This is a genomic window from Acinetobacter sp. (assembly GCF_041919735.1).
Lineage (GTDB): Bacteria > Pseudomonadota > Gammaproteobacteria > Pseudomonadales > Moraxellaceae > Acinetobacter.
In genome coordinates this window covers 47186-71608 of the sequence record NZ_JAYRTF010000018.1, presented here as the reverse complement: position 1 = coordinate 71608, position 24423 = coordinate 47186, and the positions used below count along the sequence as shown (strand labels likewise).

Below are 24423 nucleotides of genomic sequence, written 5' to 3'. Positions count from 1 at the left end.
AAACTTAAAATGCTGATTTAAGAATAATAAAAAGGCCTAACCGTCAGTTTAGGGATGGAATTTATTTAGAAAGGATTGAACGTATTTAGAGTGTCCTGCATAGCTTTTTCAGCTGATTCATGTGGTTATCTGCGCTCTTATTTTTATCATCGAATTATAAAGCCAAAGAATTTCAGGCAATAAAAAAGCGTGATTACTTGGGATAATCACGCTTTGCTGATAAGTCGTTTATATCAAATCATTTACCCTGTTAGCATTGGCAAGTGATTTGTTGGTGAGACGCTTTATACGTCTTCTCGTATTTATTTTTACCCTCTGAATGCTTGAAGTCATTCGGTTTTTATCAGCAAAATAGACAGACTTGTCTGTTTGGTGGGATTATAAAGAATTTGTTTCAAAAAACAACAGATGTTTATCATTTTTTGCTCATTATTTTATTTTTTATACCAAATGTTCAAAATATTTGAAAAATTCTGCTGATCTATCAGTTCAGTACGGCAGGCGGCAGATAAATCGTGAACTCATTGACGGGTTCAATCAGTACGCTGCAAGGCTTTTGCTGATCTTCAAATGAAACCAAGCCCATGCGGGCCAAAAGCTCGAAGCGTGCATGGTGCAATTTTGCCGGTTTCGGCTGAAGGCGGTCATGCCATACGCGGTAAGTGCCTAATTTTCCGTCTCTGCGGTGATAAAAACCGGCAAGGGGATGGGTTAAAAATACTTGATAGCTTTCCAGATCCGGAAAACCGTCAAAGTTCCATAAGTCGTCTGCAGATTGGCTGAGCTCTAATTCGGCAGCGGCCCAAGAGGATTGCGTCTGCATTTTATAATGCGTGTATAAGCCTGAATGATCCAGCTGGCAGTCAAAAGTGAAATTGGCGGCATGCCAAGGCAATTGTCATAAATAGCGGGGCACGATCAATGTCCATGAATCAAGCGTCGTTCCAATAAACCAGACACAGCGTTCCTGGGTTTCCTGATCAATCACATATACACGGTAATTGGTTTGCCCCATGGTGAAGTTTGGAAATGGGTACACTGCAGACGTAAAGTCAACATCGATAAACGGCACCACAGACATCAGCGCCTGTTCTTTGCCCTGATAATGAATGGTGTCCAGCTTAAAGCGTTTGGGGATAATGCTGTTGAAGCGTTTTGGGTCTAAGGCATAAGTGATGAGCGCAAAATGCTGCAGTTTGCATTGCACATCAATGCCTTTGGGCTGCGGTCGGGGGTGTAAAAAGTCTTTGAATTTTAATTCTGGGAATGCGTTAAAGTCGGTCATAAAGTACGGTTTTAAAAATTTATCGTTGTGATTTGATTTTAGCAAATAAGCATCGGGAATCCATTATCAATATGATTGAATTGATTCGGTTTTTTTATGCGTAAGGATATGCCCAATGGCTATGCATGCTGCGGAATGTTTTTGTGAAGAATCTCAGATTGCGTTCTGCGTCATTCAGATGTTTAAAGCATGGGCAGATAGTGTTTGATATTTGCCGTATAAAAATAAGCGTGCTGAAAGACTGTTTAGCGCTTTTAAGCAGACGCAACTTCGCAATACAATGGATAAAAACTAATAAAATGAAAATCATGGATTTAAGAATATTCGATTTACAAAGAACCGATTTGCAAAGAACGCATCCGAAAAAAACAGCATGGTTAAAAATCGGCTGTATGCTGATGCTGCTGATGAGCAGCCCGCAGATGATGGCTGCCGTTTCTGCGGAAAAAGTGTTTGCCGACATGGAGCAGCAGAACCGTTTAAAGCTGATTGGAACATGGCGCTGCAGCTCTGAAATTGCCGAATATCAAATCAAAACCCATACGCAGGATCAGTATCGCGCGGACGGCACCTATGCATCGGCAAGCGTCACTCAAATCCAGCGCGGCGCTGCTGTGCAGCAATCCAGCATTCAGGTCACAGCGCAATGGGCTTTAAATGGCAGCACTGTGCGCCTGAGCGAAATTCAGTTGCAAGCAGTGCAGTCGGATGACCCAGGATATGCGGCCCGCTTAAAAGAGGTTTTTCAGCAATTTGATTGGACTGAAAATAAATTATTAAGCTTATCCAGCAGTTCTTTAGCTTTTTTCCCTGTTGCACCGATGGCTTCAGAAATGCCGATCCATTGTGAAAAATAGTGTTTTTGCAGAAGAAAATTTTGCTTCTGAAGTATGACAGCATAAAAATAAAGTTCAGCTTTTTGATCAGGTCAGGTGTAGGCAATCATCTAATTGCCGGCCTCTTTCGAGTGGCTTGCGCCGCCGGCAGAAATCTCCACATAGTGTTTTCCCGTTTTAAGCGATTTATAAATCAATGGCGCAGCCACAATAGCCACAGCCGCTTTTGCGGAAAAGCAGGTATGTACGGAAAAATGCTATTACACTATCTGGATGATAATGTTGCATTTCAATGGAATGCCGCGTTTAAAACAGTTTTAATGCAGACAGAAACGTGGGGGGATAAAAACACTTTGAAGCCAATCAGATCCAATGCCGCTGAAAACCCAAAATGCACACAAACTAAAAATCCAAAACCAAAAAAAAGCGCATTTAAAATGCGCTTTTTTTACGTGCAGAAAATTATTTTTCGACAAATGCACGTTCAATCACGTAGTCGCCTAATACGCCCATACGCGGAGATTCTTTCAGGCCATGCTGGTCAAGCAGCGCAGCAACATCATCAAGGAATGCCGGTGAGCCGCATAACATTGCACGGTCAGTTTCCGGATTGAAACGCGGCAAGCCAATTTTCTCAAACAGCTCGCCTGTTTCGATTGCCGTAGTCACGCGGCCTTGAGTATGAAATTCTTCACGAGTCACAGTCGGGTAATAGACTAACTTTTCTTTAGCGCCTAACTCGCCGAAGAATTCATGATTTGGCACTTCATTTTCAATCAGGTCTTGATACGCCAATTCAGAAATGAAGCGTGTACCGTGAACAACAATGATTTTTTCAAAGCGTTCATAGGTTTCCGGATCACGGATAACCGAAAGGAATGGAGCAAGGCCAGTACCCGAAGAAAGCAGATACAAGTTTTTGCCTGGGTTTAAATCGTCAAGAACTAAAGTGCCCGTAGGTTTTTTAGAAACAAGAATGTCATCGCCTACTTTTACTTTTTGCAAAATAGACGTTAAAGGGCCATCTGGAACTTTAATAGAGAAAAACTCTAGCTCTTCTTCGTAGTTTGCGCTGGCAATCGAATATGCGCGCATTAAAGGCTTACCATTTACTTCAAGACCGATCATCACAAATTGACCATTTTTAAAACGCAGCGCTGTATCGCGGGTAGTTTTAAAACTGAATAAAGTGTCATTCCAGTGGTGTACGTGAGTAATCTTTTCGACGTTGAAAGCAGCCATTAAAAGTCTCAATAAATTATCAAATTAGGACAGCCTGCTATTCTAATCTAAAATCATTCTCGATAAACTGAATATATTTAATTGAACTTATCAGAAAAAGTGATTATGAAGGGCTTGAATCTGCCAATTATTGGGTATATGCACTCTCCCTACCAAGAAAAATTCGGTATTCCGCGGCAGCCGAATTTGGTTCAAGTCGAATCGTATATTGAAATGCAGGCGCCGTATAATGACCTTTTGGCTTTTGAAGGCATCGAAGAATTCAGCCATCTTTGGCTGGTCTGGCAATTTCATGACAATAAAAATCAGCAAGATAGCGATAAATTCCGTCCGCAGGTGCGTCCGCCGCGTTTGGGCGGCAACAAAAAAATAGGCGTATTTGCTACGCGCAGCATGTACCGTCCAGCGCCTATCGGCCTATCTGTAGTGCGGCTGAAAGCCGTGAAGAAGCAGGGGAAATCCGTCCGCGTGTATGTGACAGGCAGTGATCTGCTGCATGGCACGCCGATTATTGATATTAAGCCTTATATTCATTATTCAGATGCGGTGCAAGGTGCGCAAAGCGGCTATGCTCAGGCTGAACCTCAGCGAAAGCAGGTGATTTGGACTGATGCGGCCGCTGCGCAGCGGGATCAGCTGATGCATAGGCGCAGCTTAAATGCGCAAACGGTGAGCGAACTGGAAGCGGTGCTGTCATTAGACCCGCGGCCGGCTTATCAGGAAGATGCAGATCGAAGCTATGGCCTATTATTTGCAGGCTTTAATGTGAAGTTTCAGGTGGGTGATACGTTTGTTTGCATTACTGAGATTATGCAATAGAACAAAGCGCGGAAAATCATCTTTTTGATGCTGCTTGCTTAAACTGATCCAATTCCATTGAATTAAGCATGAATTGCGCCAGCATCCTTATACCCGCTGCATGCCGGGATTAGGCTTGCGCTCAACTGTTTTTGTGCGGGCATTGAATTGAAATGGATTGGATCATTGGGTGAATGATCAGCGGTGTGAAAAGAACCATATTTTGTAATTGTCTGCATAGGTTTACGGCTGCAAGCAATACGCGCCTCCGTCCAGGAATGGGGAGTCGGCAAGGGCTGAAAGGCTCAGGCTTTTCAGCTGAATGAGTTCATATTTCGTTTTTCAATTAACCACTGAGCTAAATTTGCATATTCCAATACAGCAATATAATCAGCACAGCCATATGCAGGATTTGAATAGGCGCAAAAGCCAGAAAAAACTTCCATCCGCCAGTGAGCAACGCATTGGCTGATTTGGCGGCCGCATGCGCAGCTAAACCCAAAATAAAGGCAAAAAATACGGCCTGATCTGCCGGTGTCCCTTGAATCACCACGGCAGCCATGGCGGCATGTATTTCAAACAAAGAGGCCAGCAGCGTGCCTGCAATTAAGCCGGCATCGCCAAGCCAGAGCGTTAGCCCATACACACCTGCTTGAATCAGCGTGAGGGTGGCGGCAATAATGCCTGCTTCTTTCAGGCTGAACATTCGGCTATCTGACTGATGTGTCTGCACAGCCGGCGCCGTATGCCGAAGCAGCAGATAGGCGCATAGCGCAAGAATTGCTGCGGCGATAAGCGTGGGCAGAATGACTACTTTAAGCCAGAGCATGCTGAGCCCCGCAACAATAATCAGCAGCTGCAGCAAAGTGGCTACGCAAGACATTAAGGCTGCACCGGCATTGCTTTTTGCATCGGCACGGCCTGCGCGGACTTCCATGCCCAAACTGGCAATCGTAGCAGTACTGGAGACAAAGCCGGAGGCGAGCGCCGATAAAATCATGGCATTTTTAGAGGACAGCAGCCGTTTCGCAATATGCGCAAGTGACTGCACGGCCAAGATCAGCGTCAGCAGCTTTAATATGGTATAGGGATTTAAAGCCGGCCCCCACAGCGGGGCATTGGGCGTTAAAGGCAAGGCAATCAGAATCAGCGCCAGTAAAAAAAGGCCGTCTCTAAACTCAGCTTCGGTAATCCATTTGCCGGCAAGGCTGTGCATGGAGTGCTTGGCCATTAAAATAATGGTGAGGCATAGGGCAAGGCCTGCAGCCAGTGAGCTGTTCCATAAGCACATTGCGCCAATAAAATAGGTCATGACAAAAGCCAGTTCAGTGGTAATGCCTGGGTCATCCGGCTGATTTTTTATGGAAAAAATGGCCATGCCGCCGACGATGGCGGCGCCAGTCACGCCAATGACCGGGCCAAACAGAAAGCACATGGCGCCTAACAGCGCACAGACAGCAAAAGACCGGAGCCCTGCAAAACTGTGCTGATTTTCCCGCTGCTTGCTGCGTTCACGCTCAAGACCGATCAATAAGCCGCAGCCAAGCGCTGATGCAAACATGGTCAGCAGTTCTTGAAATGAATTTGCCGTGACAGACAGTGTTGAAAAATCCAAAAATGGCCCCGAACGATTAAATGGAAGCAAATGCCTGATTTGAAATATAGGCGATGTATTTCGGCTTGATCAAGTGCAAATCACGGCATTTTTCAGATATCCCTAAAATATATAAGGCTTTGGATAGTCGCAGCAGAATCCGCACCAGCAGATGGCGGATCATGCCGCAGCTTCAGATGATGATTTTTTGATTTGATGTCCGGCATCTCTGCGCTGAATTGATGGCTTTCATTTGCTGAAAAGTTCAATAGCCGGCCGAAAACTTGCTATAGTGAGCGCATGTTTGGGGACATGAACAAATGACATATAATTTTGAAATTGATACTTCTTGGTGTTTAGAGCAATTACAAAAAGACGGGCGTATTATCGAACGCGAAAAAATGCTGATTCAGACCACGCACCGCCAGCGCGATCAGCTGAAATGGCATCCCTTGCAGTGGATTGCCAATTTCAATTTGCCGGATGCGGCGCATCCGCAAAGCAAATTGACCCTGAACCGCCTGTGCCAATGGCTGTCAGAAAAGTCTGGTTTGCCTTTTTATATCATTGATCCGTTAAAAGCCGATGTGCAGTCGCTGACCAGCGTGATGTCGCAAGAATTTGCCATGCGCAACAAAATTCTGGCGGTTGAATTGCAAAATGAACATGTGCTGATTGCCACCGATCAGCCTTATAAAACCGAATGGATGGCAAACTTAGAGCGCACCGTGCTGCCGAGAAAAATTCAGCGCGTATTGCTCAGCCCAGACCAGCTGCAGCGCTATTTGGTGGAGTATTACCAAGTCAGCCGCGCCGTCAGCAATTCACAAAAATCTTCGGCGTATGACCGTGAAAATAAAGGCGTCGAAGCCTTGCTGCAATTGGGGGATTCACAGAACCCCGATGCCAACGATCAGCACATTGTCAAATTGGTGGACTGGGTGCTGCAGTTTGCCTTTGAACAGGGCGCCAGCGACATTCATTTAGAACCGCGCAAAGATACAGGCAAAGTGCGTTTCCGTATTGATGGCGTGCTGCATACCATTTACAACATGCCGGCCAATACGCTGACTGCGGTGATTTCCCGCATCAAAATTTTGGGCCGCATGAATGTGGCGGAAAAACGCAAGCCGCAGGACGGCCGCTTAAAAACCCGCACGCCGAAGGGGCAGGAAACCGAACTGCGTTTATCGACGCTGCCGACCGCTTTTGGTGAAAAGCTGGTGATGCGTATTTTTGACCCGGATGTCTTGGTGCGCAGCTTTCAGCAGCTGGGTTTTGAAGGGCGCCTGCAGGAATCTTGGAACCAGCTGACCAGCCACAGTCACGGCATTATTTTAGTGACAGGGCCAACCGGTTCGGGCAAAACCACCACGCTGTATTCCTCTTTAAAACAGCTGGCGACCGAAGAAGTCAACGTCTGCACCATTGAAGATCCGATTGAGATGCTGGAGCCGAGCTTCAACCAGATGCAGGTGAATACCGGCATTGATTTAGGCTTTGCTGATGGCGTGCGCGCGCTGATGCGTCAAGATCCGGACATTATTATGGTGGGAGAGATTCGGGATCACGATACGGCCAATATGGCGATTCAGGCGGCATTGACCGGCCACTTGGTGCTGTCGACACTGCATACCAATGATGCGCCTTCGAGCTTGACCCGTCTGCACGATTTGGGAGTGCAGCCGTTCTTAACCGCAGCCACCATTCTAGGCGTATTGGCGCAGCGGCTGGTGCGTCAGCTATGTCCGCACTGCAAGCAGGAAACCTTTATTGATGACCAAGAGTGGAAGCATCTAACCTTTGATTACAATGTGAAGACGCCGGAATTTGTATTTAAGGCTGTGGGTTGTGAAGAATGCCGCCATACCGGCTATAAAGGCCGTGTCGGGATTTATGAGTTTATGCCGCTCAGTCTGGATATCAAGCAGCTGATTGGCGCCAATGCGGATTTGGCCCAGCTGCGCCTGCAGGCGCGCAAAGAGGGCATTGAGCCGCTGCGGATTGCCGGTGCGCGCAAAGTGGTTGCTGGGATTACCACCTTAGAAGAAGTGCTGCGGGTTGTGCCGTTAAATTAAAGCCATGCTTGCGTTCATGCCTTGCTGCCGCATGCCTTTTAGCCTCTTAAGGTTCAGTTCATTTGCTGCTGTTTTAATGCTCTTAACGCAATATTGCATCATTAAGCAATACAACTAGGCAATACAACTAAGAGGCTAGAACGATGAATAAGTTCACTAAAGCAATTTTGGCAGCTGGTTTTACTGCTGTATCAGCGCTGTCTATGGCCAATACCGTGAAAGCGCCTGCCCCAGAACATGCAGCGCATGAAGCGGTCAATCATGCGGCTTTTGCAAAGCCGGTAACAGTGAAGCAAGCGCTGACTTTAAAAGATGATACAAAAGTTGAGCTGAAAGGCCATGTGGTGAAATCGCTGGGGGATGAAAAATATCAATTCCGTGACAGCACCGGAACCATTACTGCCGATATCGACAATAAGCTTTGGCAAGGCAAAAAAGTCTTGGCGAAAACTCCAGTAACCATTACAGGTGAAGTTGATGTTGATTACAAACCGGCAAAACACGTCAGCATTGATGTGGACAGCGTAAAATTCTAAACAGTCATCTGATGACGGCGGTATGCATTAGATTTTCTTCACAGCATGGTGATTCTTAAAGAAGCCATGCTGTTTTTATTTGCGCCATCAGCAGTGATCAAATTTTTAGGCAGCAAGATGCGGTTAAGCAGTATGATGCTGTGAAATAACAGAAAAATAAGCGGGGGAATGAGATGAGAATTCTACTGGCGGAAGACGACGCTTCTCAGGCGCAAAGCATTAAAACTTGGCTGGAAATGGACGGCTACAGCATCGATTGGGTGGAGCGCGGGGATTTTGCCATCTCCGCGATTGAACAGCATCAATATGACTGCGTGCTGCTCGACCGTGGCCTGCCTAAAGCGACAGGCGATGATATCCTGCGCGCTTTGCGCAAAAAACAGCTGAATACCCCAGTGATCTTTCTCACCGCGCGTGACAGCGTACAGGACCGGGTGGAAGGGCTGGATTTGGGCGCCAATGATTATTTGGTTAAGCCTTTCAGCTTGGAAGAACTGTCTGCGCGCGTGCGTTCTCAAATGCGTCAAAAGCACAGCATCAACAGCCAGCAAATTCAATTTGCCGATCTCACTTTAGATACCCAAGCCAAAATTGTCATTCAAAATGGCGAAACCCTCACGCTGACGGCCAAAGAGTTTCAGATTCTGTATAAGCTGATGCAGAAGCCTGAGCATGTGATCACCCGCGAGCAGCTGGAAGAATCCCTGTATGCCTGGGGAGATGAAATTGAGAGCAATGCGATTGAAGTCTTTATCTACCAATTGCGCAAAAAAATCGGCAGCCAATACATTAAAACCATACGCGGTCTAGGCTACCGCATGAATCAGCCGCAGGACTAAGGCATGCAGAACAAACGGACGGTTTCACTGCAGCATCGGCTGGTCAAAACCTCGGTCTTCAGCTCAATTGCGGCCGGCTTAATTTCCCTGCTGCTGCTGCTGGGCATTTCAGTCTATCAAACCATGCATTTGCAGGATGAAATCATGGATGAGATTTCCGATATGCTGCTGCTGACGGATATCACCAAAACTTCAGGGCAGCAGATTGACGAGTTGAGTGATCAGTTTGATATCCACTACCGTCTGATTTATGAAGGGCAAACCCTGACCCAGTCAGAAGATGTGCAAAATGAAATCTTTCAGTTTTTAACCAAGAATCATGCTGCGCGGGGCTACTCAATCATGTGGCATAAGGAGAAGCTGTGGCGGACCTTTGTGCAGAGTGATTCAGATATGACCCTGTACGCCGTGCAGCGGCTGGATGTGCGTTTTGAAGAAATACTGTCTACAGCAGCCGGCTATGCGGCGATTTTAGCTGTGCTTTGGTGCCTGCAATGGCTGATTGTGCATATTTCGGTGAAGCAGCAGTTTAAATCTATCCATGCTTTATCGCAGCAGATTGCTGAAAAAAGTGCGGATGATCTGGAGCCGATTATTTCACCTGAGCCCGAATTGGCAGAGCTGCAGCCGATGGTGCTGCAGCTGAACCACATGCTGGAACGGGTAAAGCATGCGCTGATTGCCGAGCAGCGCTTTACTGCGGATGCATCGCATGAACTGCGCTCTCCGCTGTCTGCCATACAAATGCGTGTGCAGGTTTTGAAGCGTAAATATCAAGGCCATGAACAGCTGCCAGCGGAATTGCTGCAAATTCAGCAGGATGTCAGCCGCGGCACGCAGGTGCTGGAAAATTTGCTGCTGCTGGCGCGGCTGGATCCGTCTAAGCCGGAAGATTTGCCAAAAGCGCGCATCGATCTGGCGGATGTGACGCATGAGGCGCTTCAGGCGCTGGCGCCATTTGTGCAGCAAAAAGAGATTCAGGTTGAAGCGCAAATGAATCCCATGCCTGTCATGGCCAATGCCGAATTGCTGTTTACTTGCCTGCGCAATTTAATTGATAACGCCATCCGTTATGCCAATATGCAGGGGGTGCTGCAGATTCAAATGGCTGAGCAGGCGGGACAGGCGCTATGGAGTATTGAAGATAATGGTACAGAGGTGACGGATGAAGTGCTGCAGCGTTTGGGCGAGCGTTTTTACCGCGCGCTGGGAACACAAACGCAAGGTACAGGATTAGGCCTGTCGATTTGCAAAAAAATTATTGAATTGCATCAAGGCCAGCAGATATTCAGCCAATCGCATTTGGGCGGTTTGAAAGTGCAGATTTTGCTGCCGCAAGCGCTGGATGAGTGAGCTGAATGTGTGGATAGATAAACTGCTTTGAGCAAAATCGCAGATCCGCATTTCATGTACGCGCTGCATTGGACAGTTCTTATTGATAAAATGTGCTTTATAAACAATGCATCCTGCATAAAAAAGCAGTATGCGCTGATTCATACTGCCTGTTCCCACGTTTATTATTATCTTGCTGTTCTTATTATTTTGTGAGAATCAGCCGATTGTTGCGGGTTAAACGCAAACGGTATTCTTCGCCCGCATGCATGATGCGGATTTCACGGCCCAATGCAAATAAGTTATTGGAATGCAGCATGGGCAGGGCATGATGAGATTCTGTGCTGCGGGTAAATAAGCTAAATGGTGCGTTCATTCCTTCGACTCCGTGGTGTGTTTGAGTGTCTTGAATGATAATCATTATCGAATAAGCCTGTCAACGGCAAACGATCATATTTTATAAAAAACTCAAATTTGCTTACACTCAGTAAAACTTTGAAAAAAAATGGAACTGGTTTTATGTCCAAACCTCATCTGCATATCGCGATTGGCATCCTGATGCATCAGGCTAAAGTCTTGGTCGGCTGGCGTGAAGCGTCACAGCATCAGGGCAATAAGCATGAATTTCCGGGCGGCAAGGCTGAAGAGGGGGAAACGCCCGTAGACGCTTGCCGCCGTGAAATCTATGAAGAAGTGGGGATCGGGCTGCATGACTGGCATGCGTTTGATTTTATCCGGCATGAATATGAGGACGTGATTGTCAATCTGCATGTGTTCCAAGCTGCAGTGCCGGATGAGCTGCTGAATGAAATCCAGCAGCCGTGGGCGTGGTACAGCCGTGATCAGCTGCTGGATTTAAATTTTCCGAAAGCCAATAAAGCGATGCTGAAACGCCTGCATTGGCCGCATCAAATCAAAATTGCGGATGATTTGTCTATACTTTCGGAACTGAATGATCAGCAGCTGCTGTATTGGCGCGTGGAAAGCGGGCAGGAGCAGGTTATTGCTTTAGCCCATAGCAATATCAATCTGCTGGATAAATTAATCATCAATATTGAGCTTTGGAAACAGCTCAACAGCATACAGCAGCAGGCGGTAGGCACCATTCATTTAAAGCAGGCGCAATTAATGGCCTTAAAAAAAGGCGACTTAAAAATCGGCCAGCGCTATATCGCTGCCTGCCATGATCTGATTTCAGCGCGCCATGCGCAGGCGATTGGCTGCGATGCGATTTTGCTGAGTCCCGTGCTGCCGACAGAAACCCACCCAGAGGCTGCTGCTTTGGGCTGGGAACAGTTTGAGCATATAGCTCAGCAGCTGGATATTCCGGTATTTGCCTTAGGCGGCATGCGCCCAGAGGATTTGCCTGATGCGCAGCATCATCATGCTTATGGCATTGCAGGTATGCGTTTTATTTAGCTGCTTGAAGTTTAAGTATTGAAACTGCCAGAGCAGCAATACGTTTGAATGCCTGAGCATAAAAAATGAAAAGCCCTGTTTAAAGGGCTTTCAATGCTTGCTGCGCTTTTTGAATGGTGTGCTGTTTCTGCTGTTTTTGCCCAGCCTGCAGAATGATTTTCCACAGCTGTTTTTTCATCGGAGTGCTTTGCGCATAGCTTAAACCGCGCTGCGCTAAAGCTTCTGCATTGGCAGGCTGATTTTTGCGGTTAGCGATCATCGCCAAATACATAAAAGTTTCGGCAGACTGAGGCGCTAAGCGCTGCGCCTGCATGGCGGAATCTTCTGCTTTATTCAGCTCACCTTTGGCATATGCCGCCTGCGTCTGCTGCATTAGCTTTTTAAATGCGGGCAGGTTCCGCCCGTCATCAAATTTCTGCACACGTTCCTGCTGTTCAGGAATGACAATGCGCTTGCGCTCGATATCTGGCCGGTCATAAGGATGAATCACCACGCCAGATGGATCACGGATTTCTTTAGATGCCTGCTGCCGCGCCTTTTGCTCAGGCGCTTTGGGTTCTGAAGGCTGCATGCTTTGACAGCCCGCCAAACCCAGAACCATTGCGCCAATAAAGGTTTTTTTAAAAATCAAAGTTTAACCTCAGTTGTTAAAGCTGCCGCTGGAAATCACACGCGGATTGTCAGATGAATCCTGATTCGTGTCATTATCACTTTCGCGGATAAGGTTTTCTAAACTATCACCTTGAGGCGCATTTTCTTGAGGCGCTTCAGTATCGCTTGTGTAAGGCTGTACTTCATATTGTGACTGTGCGCATGCCGTAGAACGGTTTGGCATTGAGCTGCGCAGCAGCGGAATATGGATTGCGCCCGCGCATCCGGCTGCGGACAGTTCGCCTGTGCCGCTGTCCAGCCATTGCCACTGCACCTCAGCAGGCTGGCGCAGATTGACTGGTTTTTGGCGCAAGTTCTTCATGACATTAATCCACACTGGCAGCGCGCCTGAAGAACCAGTCAGTCCGGTAATTTTATTGTCATCCAGGCCAAGCCAAACCACCGCGGCGTAATTGCCTGAATAGCCGGCAAACCATGAGTCGCGGGTGTCATTGGTGGTGCCGGACTTGCCAGCCAGTTCCAATGAGGTCGGGAACGTATTGTACGCTGCACGGCCAGTGCCTGAGTTCATGACCTGCTGTAAGCCGTAATTCAGAACGTAGGCTGCCGCAGGGTCAATGGTCGGCTGGACAGACAGGCTGTAGCGTTCCAATGTGCGGCCATTGCTGTCCACCACCGAGCGGATGGATTTCACAGGATATTTAAAACCGCCGGTCGCAAAGTTGCCGTAAATGCTCATAACTTCCATTGGCGACATATCTACCGCACCCAAATAAATGGATGGATAGCTAGGAATATTGGAGGTCACGCCAAATTTTTTCAGATGGTTAACAAAGGTCGAAATGCCGAACTCTTGGCCGAGGCGCACAGCAGACAAGTTGAAGGACTGTGATAAAGCCTGAACCATCGGCACGACGCCATGTTCGCCGCCGCTATAGTTTTTCGGCGTCCACGCTTTGCCTTCGCTTTGAATGCTGATCGCGCTGTCCTGAATTTGGCTGGCCCAGTTATAGCGGCCAGATTCAATTGCGCTGAGGTAAATGACCGGTTTCAGCAAAGAGCCGACTTGGCGTTTTGCATCCACTGCACGGTTAAAACCGGTGAAATCTTGAGTCGAACCGACCGCTGCCACCAATTCACCATTTTCAGGATGAGTAATCACAACAGCGCCTTGCAGCTCTTTTAAGCGGTTTGGATTGGCTTTGCTTAAGCGGGCAACCGTTTCTTTAAAGCTGTTCTGGACGCGTGTTTGCGCTAATGGGTCCAGAGTCGTGAAAATTTTCAGGCCTTGATTGGTTAAATCGCTTTCTTGATATTCTGTACGCAGCTGACGGCGCACAATGTCCAAAAAGTCTGGGAAGCGGGCAGGGCCGAGCGTCGGTTTTGCAATGACATTCAATGGACGGGCAGTTTCAGTCTCATATTGCGCTTGCGATAAATACCCCATCACCAGCATATTGTTCAGCACGATGTCGCGGCGTTTTTTTGCAGCTTCAGGATTGCGCCAAGGGTTGTATAGCGTTGGCCCTTGCACCAAGCCCACGAGATAAGCCTGCTGCGCAATATTCAATTCACGCAGCGGCAGGCCAAAGTAAAACTGTGACGCCAAACCGTAGCCGTTAATGGAATAATTGCCGTTTTGGCCTAAATTCACTTCGTTTAAGTAGGCTTCCAGAATTTCATCTTTGTCATAGTGCAGTTCAATCAGCATGGCCATCAAGGCTTCATTGACTTTACGCTTAATGGTTTTCTCAGGACTTAAGTAAAAGTTTTTGACCAGCTGCTGGGTTAAGGTCGAACCGCCTTGGCGCTTGCCGCCAGTCACGTTGCTGACAATGGCGCGTGCTGTGCCGCGGACAGAAATGCCATGATGATGATAGAAGTTGCGGTCTTCTGTGGCGATTAACGCTTCAATCAGCGGTTTCGGCACGTTTTTCAGTTTAATCAGCACGCGGTCTTCATTGTGCTGCGGATAAATCCCGCCAATCAATAAAGGCTCTAAACGCGCGATGCCGCTGGATGAAGGCTTGGTTGCGCTCACATCCGTCACGGTATCTTTGCCGAAAGAAACTTTTAACACTTGTTCAGGTTCAACGCTGTCGCCGAAGTCGAAGCCGCGGGTATGCACGTACATTTCATTGCCAGCCGTGACATAGCTGCCGGTTTTTGCATAGCTGTCGGCATTTTTATAGCCGAGCATTTTCAGCTCTTCCTGCAGGTCATCCTGGCTGACAGGCGCATTGCTGTAGATTTCTAATGGGCGTGCAAAGACCTTGGCCGGAATGTCCCAGCGCTGTCCTTCAAATTTGGCCCGGACGACATTGTCGATTTTAATCAGATAAACACTGAAAGCGACAAATGCGCCAATGACCAATACACAGAAAATAAATGCAATCGTGCCTATGCCGCGTTCAGACTTCATAAATAATTATAAGATCCTGAGAAATTTCGCTAATCATGCGAAGCTTTTGCGCAATTTGCAATATTTAAACTGTATATGTATGCAAAATAAGGAGGCTTCGGTCAGATTAATTAGCAAATCAAAGTTTTTTTAAATCAAAAGCGTTAATGCTATGATAAGCATGAGGCGTAGCGGAGCAATGGCGCAGGTGTATATTTCACATAAGGCTTTTCGGAATATCGGACTAATTGGACGTCCTGACAAATCGTCAGTGGTTGAAACCTTATGCCTGATACATGATCATTTATTGAGTTTGGGGCTGCATCCGGTTTTTGATACCGAAACAGCCCAGTTAGTTCCATATACCAACACACAGACCGTCAGCAAAGCGTTGCTGGGCGAGGTGGTGGATTTGGTGATTGTTGTCGGCGGTGACGGTTCTTTGCTGCATGCTGCGCGTTCATTGGTTAAGTTCAATACGCCGGTGATTGGCGTGAACCGCGGCCGCTTGGGTTTCTTAACCGACATTAAGCCGACTGAAGTCATCTTCAAGCTGGATCAAGTGCTGAAAGGTGAATTTCAGCAAGACCGGCGCTTTTTGCTGGAAATTGAAATCCGTTCCAAAGGTGAGAGCATTTATGATGCCATCGCCTTGAATGATGTGGTGCTGCATTCGGGTAAATCCGTGCATATGATTGACTTTGAACTGAATATTGACGGTCAGTATGTGTACCGCCAGCACAGTGACGGTCTGATTGTCTCTACACCGACCGGTTCTACCGCATATGCCTTGTCAGGCGGCGGGCCGATCCTGCATCCAAGCATGGATGCCATTGCTTTGGTGCCGATGCATCCGCATACTTTATCCTCCCGTCCTATTGTGGTGGGCGGACAAAGTGAAATTAAGATTATTATCCGTGAAAACCGCGTATTGCCTATGGTGAGCGCGGACGGCCAGCACAGTGTTTCGCTGAGTGTCGGCGACAGCCTGCATATCCGCAAGCATCCATTTAAACTTAATTTGCTTCACCCGCCAGGCTATGACTTTTATATGGCATGCCGTACCAAGCTTGGCTGGAATCAAGACTTTGACTCATTTAAACAGGATTAGCCCATGAATATTGAACAAATGCTTGCCATATTGGATCCTGAAATTGTTGCACGCTTAAAAACAGCAATTGAAATCGGAAAATGGCCAAATGGCGTGGCGCTGACGGCAGAGCAGCGTCAAACCTGCATGCAGGCCGTGTATGCGTGGGAAATGAAAAATTTGCCTGAAACAGAACGCAGCGGCTATATTGACCGCGGCACCAAAGAAGAAGATGAACATTGCGATTCACATGTGGAAGAGCCTGAATTTAAACCGATCCATTTTGTTTAATTCAATCCGCTTGGGGGCATGGGCTTCAGTGAATAGCCTCTTGGCTGCAGGCGCATGAAGCTTTAAGCCGAAAAAAAACCAGCATCATGCTGGTTTTTTTAATTGGCAATGCTGATGCTGTAGGGAACGCCATCTTCAAAGCTGACGCAAAGCGCGTATAAGCTGATATTGGCGGGCAGAACAAAATCCAAATGATTTTCATGAAATGCAATTTCTTCTTCAGTCAAATCACCGCTATTTAAAAAGCTGCGGTCGTCTAAAATCAAATGCTCAACGATCTGTTCGGTGCTGGGTTTTGGGCTGCCAAAATACGCGGTCCAATAATCCGCAGGCACAGTGTCCAAATGATGCTGGATAAATTGCATGACGACTTGAGTAAAGGTGTTTCTGAAAACGATTGCATCGTAAAGGGCGTTGCGAGCCTGCGTTTCTTTTTCAGTCGAGACTGAATCTTGTCCAAAGATTGTGTTCATGATATTCCTCGTTTTTGTTGTATTTATGATAACGGGTGCTCACAAATAAATTATCATTAAAGATCCGCTAGGCCTAGCGGATCTTTTGAGGAGACTGTATCAATCTTGTAGCGCTTTTTCCGGCTGCGCTTTACTGAATGCCTGCAGGCGCGGCATTGCGGCTGAGCCAGAGTTTTTGAGCCATCTGCATGCCAGACTCGAAATTTGGCACTGCGCCCATGGCATAGAGCGCAATACCCATGGTTTCAACCACAGCAATTTCTCCATATTCGTGGGTTTGCTTGCCTTCCCATACGGCTTTAAAGTCCGCCAAATTCAGCTCTTCTTCGGCGGGACTGCGGCTGTCAGTCAATTTAGGCAATTCGTGTTCGTATAATTCGCCGTTTTTAATCCCGAAGATGAGCGTTTTTGCATCGGGGTTGCGTTCAAACTCTCCGCCTTCGCCTTTGATGACGGCGCTGTTTTGATAGCCCAGCTTAAACGCGGCCTGCTGATGTGAACTGCGGTAAGCCGGATGAAAAATGGCCTGCATGGTCGCTTTGGCATTAAAAGGGTTGATCAGGCGTGCAAGGGTATGGATAGGCGAGCGCAGGCCCATCACATTCCGCAAAGAAATCAGCTCGCTCAAAATCGGTGAAATCGCCTGCAATGGCAAATAGGCGAAATTGCGCTGCTGCAATTGACGTTCGACGTCTTCTGCATTTTCGCAAATTGGATAGCCGAGATATTCTAAAACCTGTTCGGTATACAGGCGGTTGATGGTGTGGCCTGAAGCGCCATGCATCACCACTTTATAGCCATGATGCGCCAGCGTCAGGGCCGCCAGCAAAAACCACGGGTAATGCTTGCGTTTTCCGGCATAAGAGGACCAGTCTAAATCGACATGCAGCGGTTTGAAATTCAGCTGATCGCGCACGGCTTGCACAAAACCGGCCAATTCATCGACGGATTCCTCTTTGACCCGCAGCAGCATGAGAAATGCGCCTAACTGCACATCTAAAACTTCGTCTTTTAAGATCATGCTGAACGCCTGATAGGCTTCATCATAGGTCAGTGAGCGCGCGCCATTTTTGCCTTTGCCAATAATACGGACAAACTGGGCAAAAGGATGTTCAAAATCTTTATACATATTTCGTTTTGTATTCATGGCGCTAGGTCTAAAAAAACAGGCTAACTCTCTAGTCTACTTTTTTGCTAGGTGTTTTTCAGCCAGTTTATAATACATATTTGGTATGATGCTAGACCATAGTCTAATAAGAAAAGTATATTTATTAATCGGAATTAACATTTCAGGCAAAAAATCAGTTTTAGAACTTGGTAAAATTTAGCAGTATTTTTGTATGTTGTTTCTCCTGTTCCGGGCCAGTTCATGGCTTGGCGCGATTTGAGCAAAATCGCTTTTACATTATTCCATGCTAGTGAAACCAGCATCGTTATCCTCTTTTGTCAGCGGCAAATGAGTTAGGGTTGTTTATTTTTTAGCGGAAAATAGGCAAAAAACGAAAACTTCTGCAAGCAGAAGCAGATTGTGAAGTATTCTCATGACCAAGAAACCAATTTATAAGTCGCTGTATTTTCAAGTGATTGTGGCTATTATTCTCGGTGTAATCGTGGGCCATTTTTCACCGAGTACAACTGAAATTGTCAACGGTGTTAAACAAAGCGTTCCGGGCTTAGGCGAGCAGTTAAAACCATTAGGCGATGCGTTTATTAAACTCATCAAAATGATTATTGCTCCTGTAATTTTCTGTACTGTCGTCAGCGGCATTGCGGGTATGGAAAGCATGAAGTCTGTTGGTAAAACAGGCGGCATTGCGCTGCTTTACTTTGAAGTCGTATCTACTTTAGCGCTGATTATCGGCCTGCTGGTGATTAATATCGCTAAGCCAGGCGCAGGCATGAATATTGATCCTGCGACTTTAGATACAGCAGGGATTTCGAAATATGTGGAAACTGGCGCATCGCAATCGACTGTCGATTTCTTGATGCACATCATTCCTGATACCGTGGTAGGCGCTTTTGCCCAAGGCGAGATTCTGCAAGTGCTGCTGTTTGCGCTGCTGTTTGGTTTTGCATTGCATAAACTGGGCGACGCAGGCAAGCCTGTATTGAAATTCATCGATCAAATTTCACATGTATTCTTTAACATTGTGAATATGATCATGAAGCTTGCACCAATTGGCGCATTTGGCGCAATGGCTTTCACAATCGGCAAATACGGCATCGGCTCACTGGCGCAGTTGGCGCAGCTGATCATCTGCTTCTATGTGACTTGCTTGCTGTTTATCTTTATTGTGCTTGGTTCGATTGCCCGTTTCTGCGGTTTCAGCATTTTGAAAATGATCCGTATGATCCGCGAAGAATTGCTGATCGTCTTGGGTACATCTTCATCTGAATCGGTGCTGCCGCGCATGCTGAAAAAACTGGAAATTGCGGGCTGTGAAAAGTCGGTGGTGGGTTTGGTGATTCCAACCGGCTATTCATTCAACCTGGACGGCACATCTATTTACCTGACCATGGCGGCCATCTTTATTGCGCAAGCGACCAATACGCAGCTTGATTTGGCGCATGAAATTACACTTTTAGCCGTGCTGCTGATTTCATCTAAAGGCGCTGCGGGTGTAACCGGTTCAGGCTTTATTGTGATGGCGGCGACGCTGTCTGCAGTGGAGCATATTCCTGTTGCTGGTTTGGCCTTGATTTTGGGTATTGACCGTTTCATGTCAGAAGCGCGCGCCTTGACCAACTTGGTCGGCAACTCATTGGCAACAATCGTGGTTGCGAAATGGGTCGGCAAGCTGGATATGGTGCAGCTGAATGATGCATTGGACAATCCTGCGGAAGTTGACCGTAAAATGCAGGATGAAAGCAATCAAGCGCATGCTTAAGATGTTTTAATTCAATGCCAAGTTTAAACTTGGCGCTTAAAAGGAAGCTTCGGCTTCCTTTTTTTTGCAGCGTTTTTTTATTGCTGTTATGCAAAGCCCTGAATGCTGGAATTTGAATGCTCAGTTTTCTCTCATGACAGCAGATGAAAACTGCACTAGGATGGGTTCCAGCAAAACAACAAAGTTCAAAAGGAAGAACCCAATGCTGGCACATGATGCAGATTTAGAATTATTCAGAGATAATTTCCGCCGTTTTATGCAGGAACAGATTGCGCCGCATTATGAGCAATGGGAAAAAGAGGGCATCATGCCGCGCTCCGTGTGGAGCGCTTTGGGTGAAAACGGCTTTTTATGCGTCGATGTGCCGGAAGAGTATGGCGGCTATGGCGTGCCGACACATTATTCCCTGATGCTGGTTGAAGAGTCTGCCCGCGCGGGATTCAGCGCATTATCGACAGGCATTTCCTGCCATTCAGAAATTGCTGCGCCGTATATTCTGCATATTGGCTCAGAAGCGCAAAAGCAGTATTGGCTGCCGAAAATGGTCAGCGGTGAAGTGGTGGGTGCAATTGGCATGACCGAACCGGGCGCCGGCTCGGATTTGCAGGCAATGCGCAGCAGCGCTATTTTGCAGGGCGAGTATTATGTACTGAATGGTTCTAAAACCTTTATTTCCAATGGCCAGCATGCTGATCTGGTGGTGCTGGCCGCTAAAACCGATCCGCAGGCGCGCGCCAAAGGCGTATCGCTGTTATTGGTTGATACGCATTTAGACGGCTTCAAAAAAGGCACCAACTTAGACAAAATTGGCCTGCACTCACAAGATACTTCTGAGTTGTTCTATGATAATGTGAAAGTGCCGAAAGAACAGCTGCTGGGGCAGGCGGGCCAGGGCTTTGCCTATTTGATGCAGGAATTGCCGCGCGAGCGCACCGCGATTGCTTCGACAGCCATTGGCGCAATCCGCGGATCGATTGATCTGGCGGCGCAGTATGTCAAAGAGCGTCAAGCTTTCGGTCAGGCCGTGGGGCAGTTCCAAAATACCCGGTTTGTTTTGGCGCAGGCCAAAATTGATGAGCTGGCGACGGCTGCATTTTATGAGCGCAATGTTGAATTGTATATGCAAGGCAAGCTGGATGTTGAAACGGCCGCGGCGCTGAAAAGCTTCGCTACCGATATGCAGATGAAAGTTGCCGACAATTTGCTGCAGCTGTTCGGCGGTTATGGCTATATGGTGGAATATCCAATTTCACGCTTCTTTGTTGATGCGCGGATTCAGCGGATTTACGGCGGCACCAATGAAATTATGAAAGAGATTGTCGCGCGCGGCATTTTAGGGCGCTGACACTGAGCTGGCCGCAGCTCATCGTGAAAATAAAAAAGAGCCTCAGGGCTCTTTTTTATTGGGGGTTGGATTCATCGCAATTCAGTGCTTCAGCACCTGCAGTGTTTCACGGATGAATTCCGGCAGGTCAGCAGGCGCGCGCGAAGTAATATAGAGATTATTGTCATTCACCACAGGCTGGTCAAAATACACCGCGCCGGCATTTTGCAGTTCGATCATCAAGGGTTCAATGGCGGTCATGCGGCGGCCTTTCACCACTTGCGCATTGATCAGCAGTTTGGGGCCATGGCAAATGCACATGATTGGCTTATAGGCGCCGGCAAAATTCCGTACAAAGTCGATATAGCGTTCATCTGTGTGCAGCCGTTCCGGAGAGTCGCCGCCAGGAATCAGCAGGGCGTCAAAATCATGTATGGACGCATGATCTATACTTTGGTCGATAGTGACTGCATGCAGGCGGTTTTTCCCATAAATGATATTGCCGGCACGGTGTTCAATATTGGAAATGCAATGACGGGCTGCGCGGAAGGCTTGTACAGAGTCTGCATATTCGGAATCTTCAAAATCATGTGTTACCAGTACAGCGATTCTTTTGCGCATAAACGAAGCTCCTGTCTTGCATGTATAAAGATTAAAAGATCAATCTTAAAAATTCGTGACTGCTTTGCAGCTGAATGGTCTATAAATGGTTATTCAAAATTTAGCCGTTTTAAAAAATGAATTAAAAGTAAGTAATGGTTTTATAAGTGTGTTTCGGTCAAAATTTTCTTTTAATTTAAATTAAAACTGATTAAAAAACTATCATTTTTAACTTTTTCTTATCGTTTAAAGTTCTGTGCTGATAGAAAAAGACTTCAAGAGATGCAGAACGATTCATCTACAATCCGGTTTGATATGGACAGACCGTATTTTGCATCCATTTTTATAGCAATATTTTTGATGATGAATTTCAGCGCCGCTGATGTTTTAAACAACTGTATGTTTTTAAGGCGGAATCAATGAATGTCTTATTGCGCAACATTTGAAAGCTAACTATTGTTATACTGTTTGCAACCATGATTTTGAAGGGCGACATAACAATGATCAATGACGATCAGAACACCACGGCTTCTCTCGACCTGGCTCAAATCCGTGAGGATATTGACTCGGTAGATATGCAGATTCAGCAGCTGATTAACCGCCGAGCGAAATTGGCAGAAGCTGTTGCAAAAGCGAAATTTGCTGCAGAAGAAGACCCGCTGTTTTACCGTCCTGAACGTGAAGCGCAAGTTTTACGCAAAGTTATGGATCGAAATGAAGGCCCGCTGTCTGATGCGACCATGGCGCGCTTATTCCGCGAGATTATGTCGGCTTGCCTGGCGCTTGAAGCGCCGCAAAGCATCGCATTTTTAGGTCCAGTCGGAACTTATACGCATTCTGCTGTCTTGAAGCATTTTGGGCATGATGCGGTCATCCGTCCATTGCCGACGATTGATGAAGTCTTCCGTGAAGTGGAAGCGGGCAGCGCGCACTATGGTTTGGTGCCGGTCGAAAACTCGTCTGAAGGCGTTGTGAATCACACGCTGGACTGCTTTAAGACCTCTCATTTGAATGTGATTGGCGAAGTTGAATTGCCAATTCATCATCAATTCCTGATTTCTGAAAATACCCGTAAAGACAGCATTAAGCAGATCTATGCCCATCAGCAAACGCTGGCGCAGTGCCGCAGCTGGCTGGACGCGCATTATCCGGGCGTTGAGCGTGTTGCGCTGAGCTCAAATGCAGAAGCGGCGCGCCGCATCCGCAATGAATGGCATTCTGCTGCGATTGCTTCTGAAGTGGCAGCCAATATCTATAACTTGGAAATTCTGCACAGCAATATTGAAGACAATCCAGAAAACACCACGCGTTTCTTGGTGATTGGCCGTGAAAAAATTCCGCAAAGCGGCAATGACAAGACGTCATTGCTGATTTCTGCACACGACCGCGCCGGCGCTTTGCTGGAAATTTTAGCGCCGTTTGCCAAGCATAAAATTAGTTTGACCAGCATCGAAACCCGTCCTGCACTGCCAGAGAAGTGGGCTTATGTGTTCTTTATCGATTTGGAAGGCCATATCGAGCAGGACAATGTGAAAGCGGCGCTGGAAGAAATCCGCCCATTGGTGAAAGAGCTTCGCGTACTGGGTTCGTACCCAATTGCTGTTTTATAAATGGCAGCTTGAAAATTACACTGCGCAAAATGCCGTTGAGGTGTTTTGCGCCTTAATCACTTGAAATCATCGGAAGTGTTACATGACGTTTGTTCCAGCCAATGAAGGCATCGCAAAGCTTAAGCCGTATCAGCCAGGTAAACCTATCAGTGAACTTGAACGTGAGCTGGGGATTACGGATATCGTAAAACTGGCTTCAAATGAAAACCCTTTGGGCTGTTCAGATAAAGTGAAAGAAGCGGTGGCTGCTGAGCTTGCGGAAATTGGCCGATATCCGGACGGCGGCGGCTTTATTTTAAAAGATCAAATTCAGGCGCAGTTTGGCATTGCGCATGACCGCATTACTTTAGGCAATGGTTCAAACGATCTGCTGGAAATTTTCGCGCGCGCATTCGTGTCTTCAAGTGATTCCGTGGTTTATAGCCAGCATGCTTTTGCGGTGTACAGCTTGGTGGCGCAAGCCATTAATGCTGAAGCGGTTGAAGTGCCGGCAAAAGGTTTTGCGCATGACTTGGATGCTATGGCGGCTGCGGTAAAAGCCAATACCAAATTGATTTTTATTGCGAATCCAAACAACCCGACAGGCACATGGTTTGAAGAAGCCGAATTTGATGCTTTCATGAAAAAAGTGCCGGCCAATGTGATTGTGGTGCTGGATGAAGCGTATGTGGAATATTTCCCTGAAAACTTCAATAGCTTGAAATTCTTGGATCAGTATCCAAACCTCATCGTCAGCCGAACCATGTCGAAGTGCTATGGCTTGGCCGCGCTGCGCGTCGGTTTTGCTTTGGCGTCTGCAGAAGTGACAGATTATTTGAACCGCATCCGCCAGCCATTCAACGTCAATCATTTGGCGATGGTGGCTGCCGTGGCGGCATTGAAAGATGAAGCATTCATTGAAAAATCCCGTGAAGTGAATAAAGCGGGCATGGCGCAGCTGCAGGCGGGTTTTGAAAAGCTGGGCCTGAATTATGTGCCGTCACGCGCCAACTTTATTTTGGTGGATGTGCAAGCGGACCCTGCGCAGACTTTTAACGGTTTGCTGAAAGAAGGCGTGATTGTCCGTCCAGTCGGTATTGCGAATCATCTTCGTGTATCTATCGGTACCGAAGCTGAAAATGCCAAGTTCCTCGCTGCTTTAGCGAAAGTGCTTGAATTAGGGGCTGTTGCTTAAG

The 24423-nt window shown here is 47.1% G+C and carries 22 protein-coding genes and 1 pseudogene; 13 read left to right on the top strand and 10 right to left on the bottom strand.

Annotated features, from left to right (window positions below; all coding sequences use genetic code 11):
• Positions 1–484: 484 nt before the first annotated feature.
• Positions 485–1285: pseudogene (locus tag ACE3T3_RS11485) on the bottom strand (DUF2071 domain-containing protein).
• Between the two features lie 308 nt (positions 1286–1593).
• Between ACE3T3_RS11485 and ACE3T3_RS11480 the strand changes: the two are divergent.
• A complete protein-coding gene (locus tag ACE3T3_RS11480) occupies positions 1594–2142 on the top strand; it encodes a hypothetical protein (RefSeq protein ID WP_374667041.1) in 549 nt (182 codons plus the stop codon).
• Between the two features lie 441 nt (positions 2143–2583).
• Here the strand turns inward: ACE3T3_RS11480 and ACE3T3_RS11475 are convergent, their stop codons facing one another.
• Complete coding sequence (locus ACE3T3_RS11475; protein ID WP_374667039.1) at positions 2584–3363, bottom strand: ferredoxin--NADP reductase; 780 nt, start codon at positions 3361–3363, stop codon at positions 2584–2586.
• Between the two features lie 105 nt (positions 3364–3468).
• Here ACE3T3_RS11475 and tsaA point away from each other — a divergent pair, with 105 nt between their 5' ends.
• Complete coding sequence (tsaA, locus tag ACE3T3_RS11470) at positions 3469–4182, top strand: tRNA (N6-threonylcarbamoyladenosine(37)-N6)-methyltransferase TrmO (RefSeq protein WP_374667071.1); 714 nt, start codon at positions 3469–3471, stop codon at positions 4180–4182.
• A 337-nt stretch (positions 4183–4519) separates the two neighbouring features.
• Here the strand turns inward: tsaA and ACE3T3_RS11465 are convergent, their stop codons facing one another.
• Positions 4520–5722, bottom strand: coding sequence for an MgtC/SapB family protein (locus ACE3T3_RS11465; RefSeq protein WP_374667069.1), 1203 nt, complete (start codon positions 5720–5722; stop codon positions 4520–4522).
• A gap of 70 nt (positions 5723–5792) precedes the next feature.
• Positions 5793–5939, bottom strand: coding sequence for a hypothetical protein (locus tag ACE3T3_RS11460; protein WP_374667037.1), 147 nt, complete (start codon positions 5937–5939; stop codon positions 5793–5795).
• 136 nt (positions 5940–6075) lie between these two features.
• On the opposite strand from ACE3T3_RS11460, the gene ACE3T3_RS11455 reads away from it, so the two are divergent.
• The 4 genes from ACE3T3_RS11455 to ACE3T3_RS11440 all read left to right on the top strand — a co-directional run bounded on the left by ACE3T3_RS11455 (position 6076) and on the right by ACE3T3_RS11440 (position 10561).
• Positions 6076–7833, top strand: coding sequence for a GspE/PulE family protein (locus ACE3T3_RS11455; RefSeq protein WP_374667035.1), 1758 nt, complete (start codon positions 6076–6078; stop codon positions 7831–7833).
• Between the two features lie 143 nt (positions 7834–7976).
• Positions 7977–8369 (top strand): NirD/YgiW/YdeI family stress tolerance protein, encoded by a 393-nt coding sequence (locus ACE3T3_RS11450; RefSeq protein WP_374667033.1) that lies wholly within the window; start codon positions 7977–7979, stop codon positions 8367–8369.
• Between the two features lie 173 nt (positions 8370–8542).
• Positions 8543–9208 carry a response regulator transcription factor gene (locus ACE3T3_RS11445; protein ID WP_374667031.1) on the top strand — a complete coding sequence of 222 codons (666 nt, stop codon included), beginning with the start codon at positions 8543–8545 and terminating at the stop codon, positions 9206–9208.
• A 3-nt stretch (positions 9209–9211) separates the two neighbouring features.
• Positions 9212–10561 carry a sensor histidine kinase gene (locus ACE3T3_RS11440; protein ID WP_374667029.1) on the top strand — a complete coding sequence of 450 codons (1350 nt, stop codon included), beginning with the start codon at positions 9212–9214 and terminating at the stop codon, positions 10559–10561.
• 184 nt (positions 10562–10745) lie between these two features.
• Here ACE3T3_RS11440 and hemP read toward each other — a convergent pair whose 3' ends face one another.
• Positions 10746–10916, bottom strand: coding sequence for a hemin uptake protein HemP (gene hemP, locus ACE3T3_RS11435; protein ID WP_067670649.1), 171 nt, complete (start codon positions 10914–10916; stop codon positions 10746–10748).
• Between the two features lie 143 nt (positions 10917–11059).
• On the opposite strand from hemP, the gene ACE3T3_RS11430 reads away from it, so the two are divergent.
• The gene (locus tag ACE3T3_RS11430) at positions 11060–11959 is read left to right on the top strand and encodes a thiamine phosphate synthase (protein ID WP_374667027.1); all 900 of its coding nucleotides are present in this window, start codon (positions 11060–11062) and stop codon (positions 11957–11959) included.
• Positions 11960–12038: 79 nt separating this feature from the next.
• Here ACE3T3_RS11430 and ACE3T3_RS11425 read toward each other — a convergent pair whose 3' ends face one another.
• Both ACE3T3_RS11425 and mrcB read right to left on the bottom strand, forming a co-directional pair.
• Entirely contained in the window at positions 12039–12587 is a 549-nt protein-coding gene (locus ACE3T3_RS11425) for a tetratricopeptide repeat protein (RefSeq protein ID WP_374667067.1), read from the bottom strand.
• A 12-nt stretch (positions 12588–12599) separates the two neighbouring features.
• The gene (mrcB, locus tag ACE3T3_RS11420) at positions 12600–14993 is read right to left on the bottom strand and encodes a penicillin-binding protein 1B (RefSeq protein WP_374667025.1); all 2394 of its coding nucleotides are present in this window, start codon (positions 14991–14993) and stop codon (positions 12600–12602) included.
• A 151-nt stretch (positions 14994–15144) separates the two neighbouring features.
• On the opposite strand from mrcB, the gene ACE3T3_RS11415 reads away from it, so the two are divergent.
• Both ACE3T3_RS11415 and ACE3T3_RS11410 read left to right on the top strand, forming a co-directional pair.
• Entirely contained in the window at positions 15145–16083 is a 939-nt protein-coding gene (locus tag ACE3T3_RS11415) for an NAD(+) kinase (protein WP_374667023.1), read from the top strand.
• A 3-nt stretch (positions 16084–16086) separates the two neighbouring features.
• On the top strand, positions 16087–16353 hold the full coding sequence (locus ACE3T3_RS11410; protein WP_374667021.1) for a YeaC family protein: 267 nt from the start codon (positions 16087–16089) through the stop codon (positions 16351–16353).
• A gap of 98 nt (positions 16354–16451) precedes the next feature.
• Here the strand turns inward: ACE3T3_RS11410 and ACE3T3_RS11405 are convergent, their stop codons facing one another.
• Entirely contained in the window at positions 16452–16826 is a 375-nt protein-coding gene (locus ACE3T3_RS11405; protein ID WP_374667020.1) for a hypothetical protein, read from the bottom strand.
• Between the two features lie 130 nt (positions 16827–16956).
• Complete coding sequence (locus ACE3T3_RS11400; protein ID WP_374667018.1) at positions 16957–17973, bottom strand: glycosyl transferase family protein; 1017 nt, start codon at positions 17971–17973, stop codon at positions 16957–16959.
• A gap of 394 nt (positions 17974–18367) precedes the next feature.
• On the opposite strand from ACE3T3_RS11400, the gene ACE3T3_RS11395 reads away from it, so the two are divergent.
• Together ACE3T3_RS11395 and ACE3T3_RS11390 are read left to right on the top strand one after the other, a co-directional pair.
• Positions 18368–19714, top strand: a complete 1347-nt coding sequence (locus ACE3T3_RS11395; RefSeq protein ID WP_374667016.1) for a dicarboxylate/amino acid:cation symporter — start codon at positions 18368–18370, stop codon at positions 19712–19714.
• A 202-nt stretch (positions 19715–19916) separates the two neighbouring features.
• Positions 19917–21059, top strand: a complete 1143-nt coding sequence (locus ACE3T3_RS11390; RefSeq protein WP_374667013.1) for an acyl-CoA dehydrogenase family protein — start codon at positions 19917–19919, stop codon at positions 21057–21059.
• 81 nt (positions 21060–21140) lie between these two features.
• On the opposite strand, the gene ACE3T3_RS11385 is transcribed toward ACE3T3_RS11390, so the two are convergent.
• Positions 21141–21659, bottom strand: coding sequence for a type 1 glutamine amidotransferase domain-containing protein (locus ACE3T3_RS11385; RefSeq protein ID WP_374667011.1), 519 nt, complete (start codon positions 21657–21659; stop codon positions 21141–21143).
• A 479-nt stretch (positions 21660–22138) separates the two neighbouring features.
• Here ACE3T3_RS11385 and pheA point away from each other — a divergent pair, with 479 nt between their 5' ends.
• Together pheA and hisC are read left to right on the top strand one after the other, a co-directional pair.
• Positions 22139–23248 carry a prephenate dehydratase gene (gene pheA, locus ACE3T3_RS11380; protein ID WP_374667008.1) on the top strand — a complete coding sequence of 370 codons (1110 nt, stop codon included), beginning with the start codon at positions 22139–22141 and terminating at the stop codon, positions 23246–23248.
• Between the two features lie 82 nt (positions 23249–23330).
• Entirely contained in the window at positions 23331–24422 is a 1092-nt protein-coding gene (gene hisC, locus ACE3T3_RS11375; protein ID WP_374667006.1) for a histidinol-phosphate transaminase, read from the top strand.
• Position 24423 lies beyond the last annotated feature (1 nt).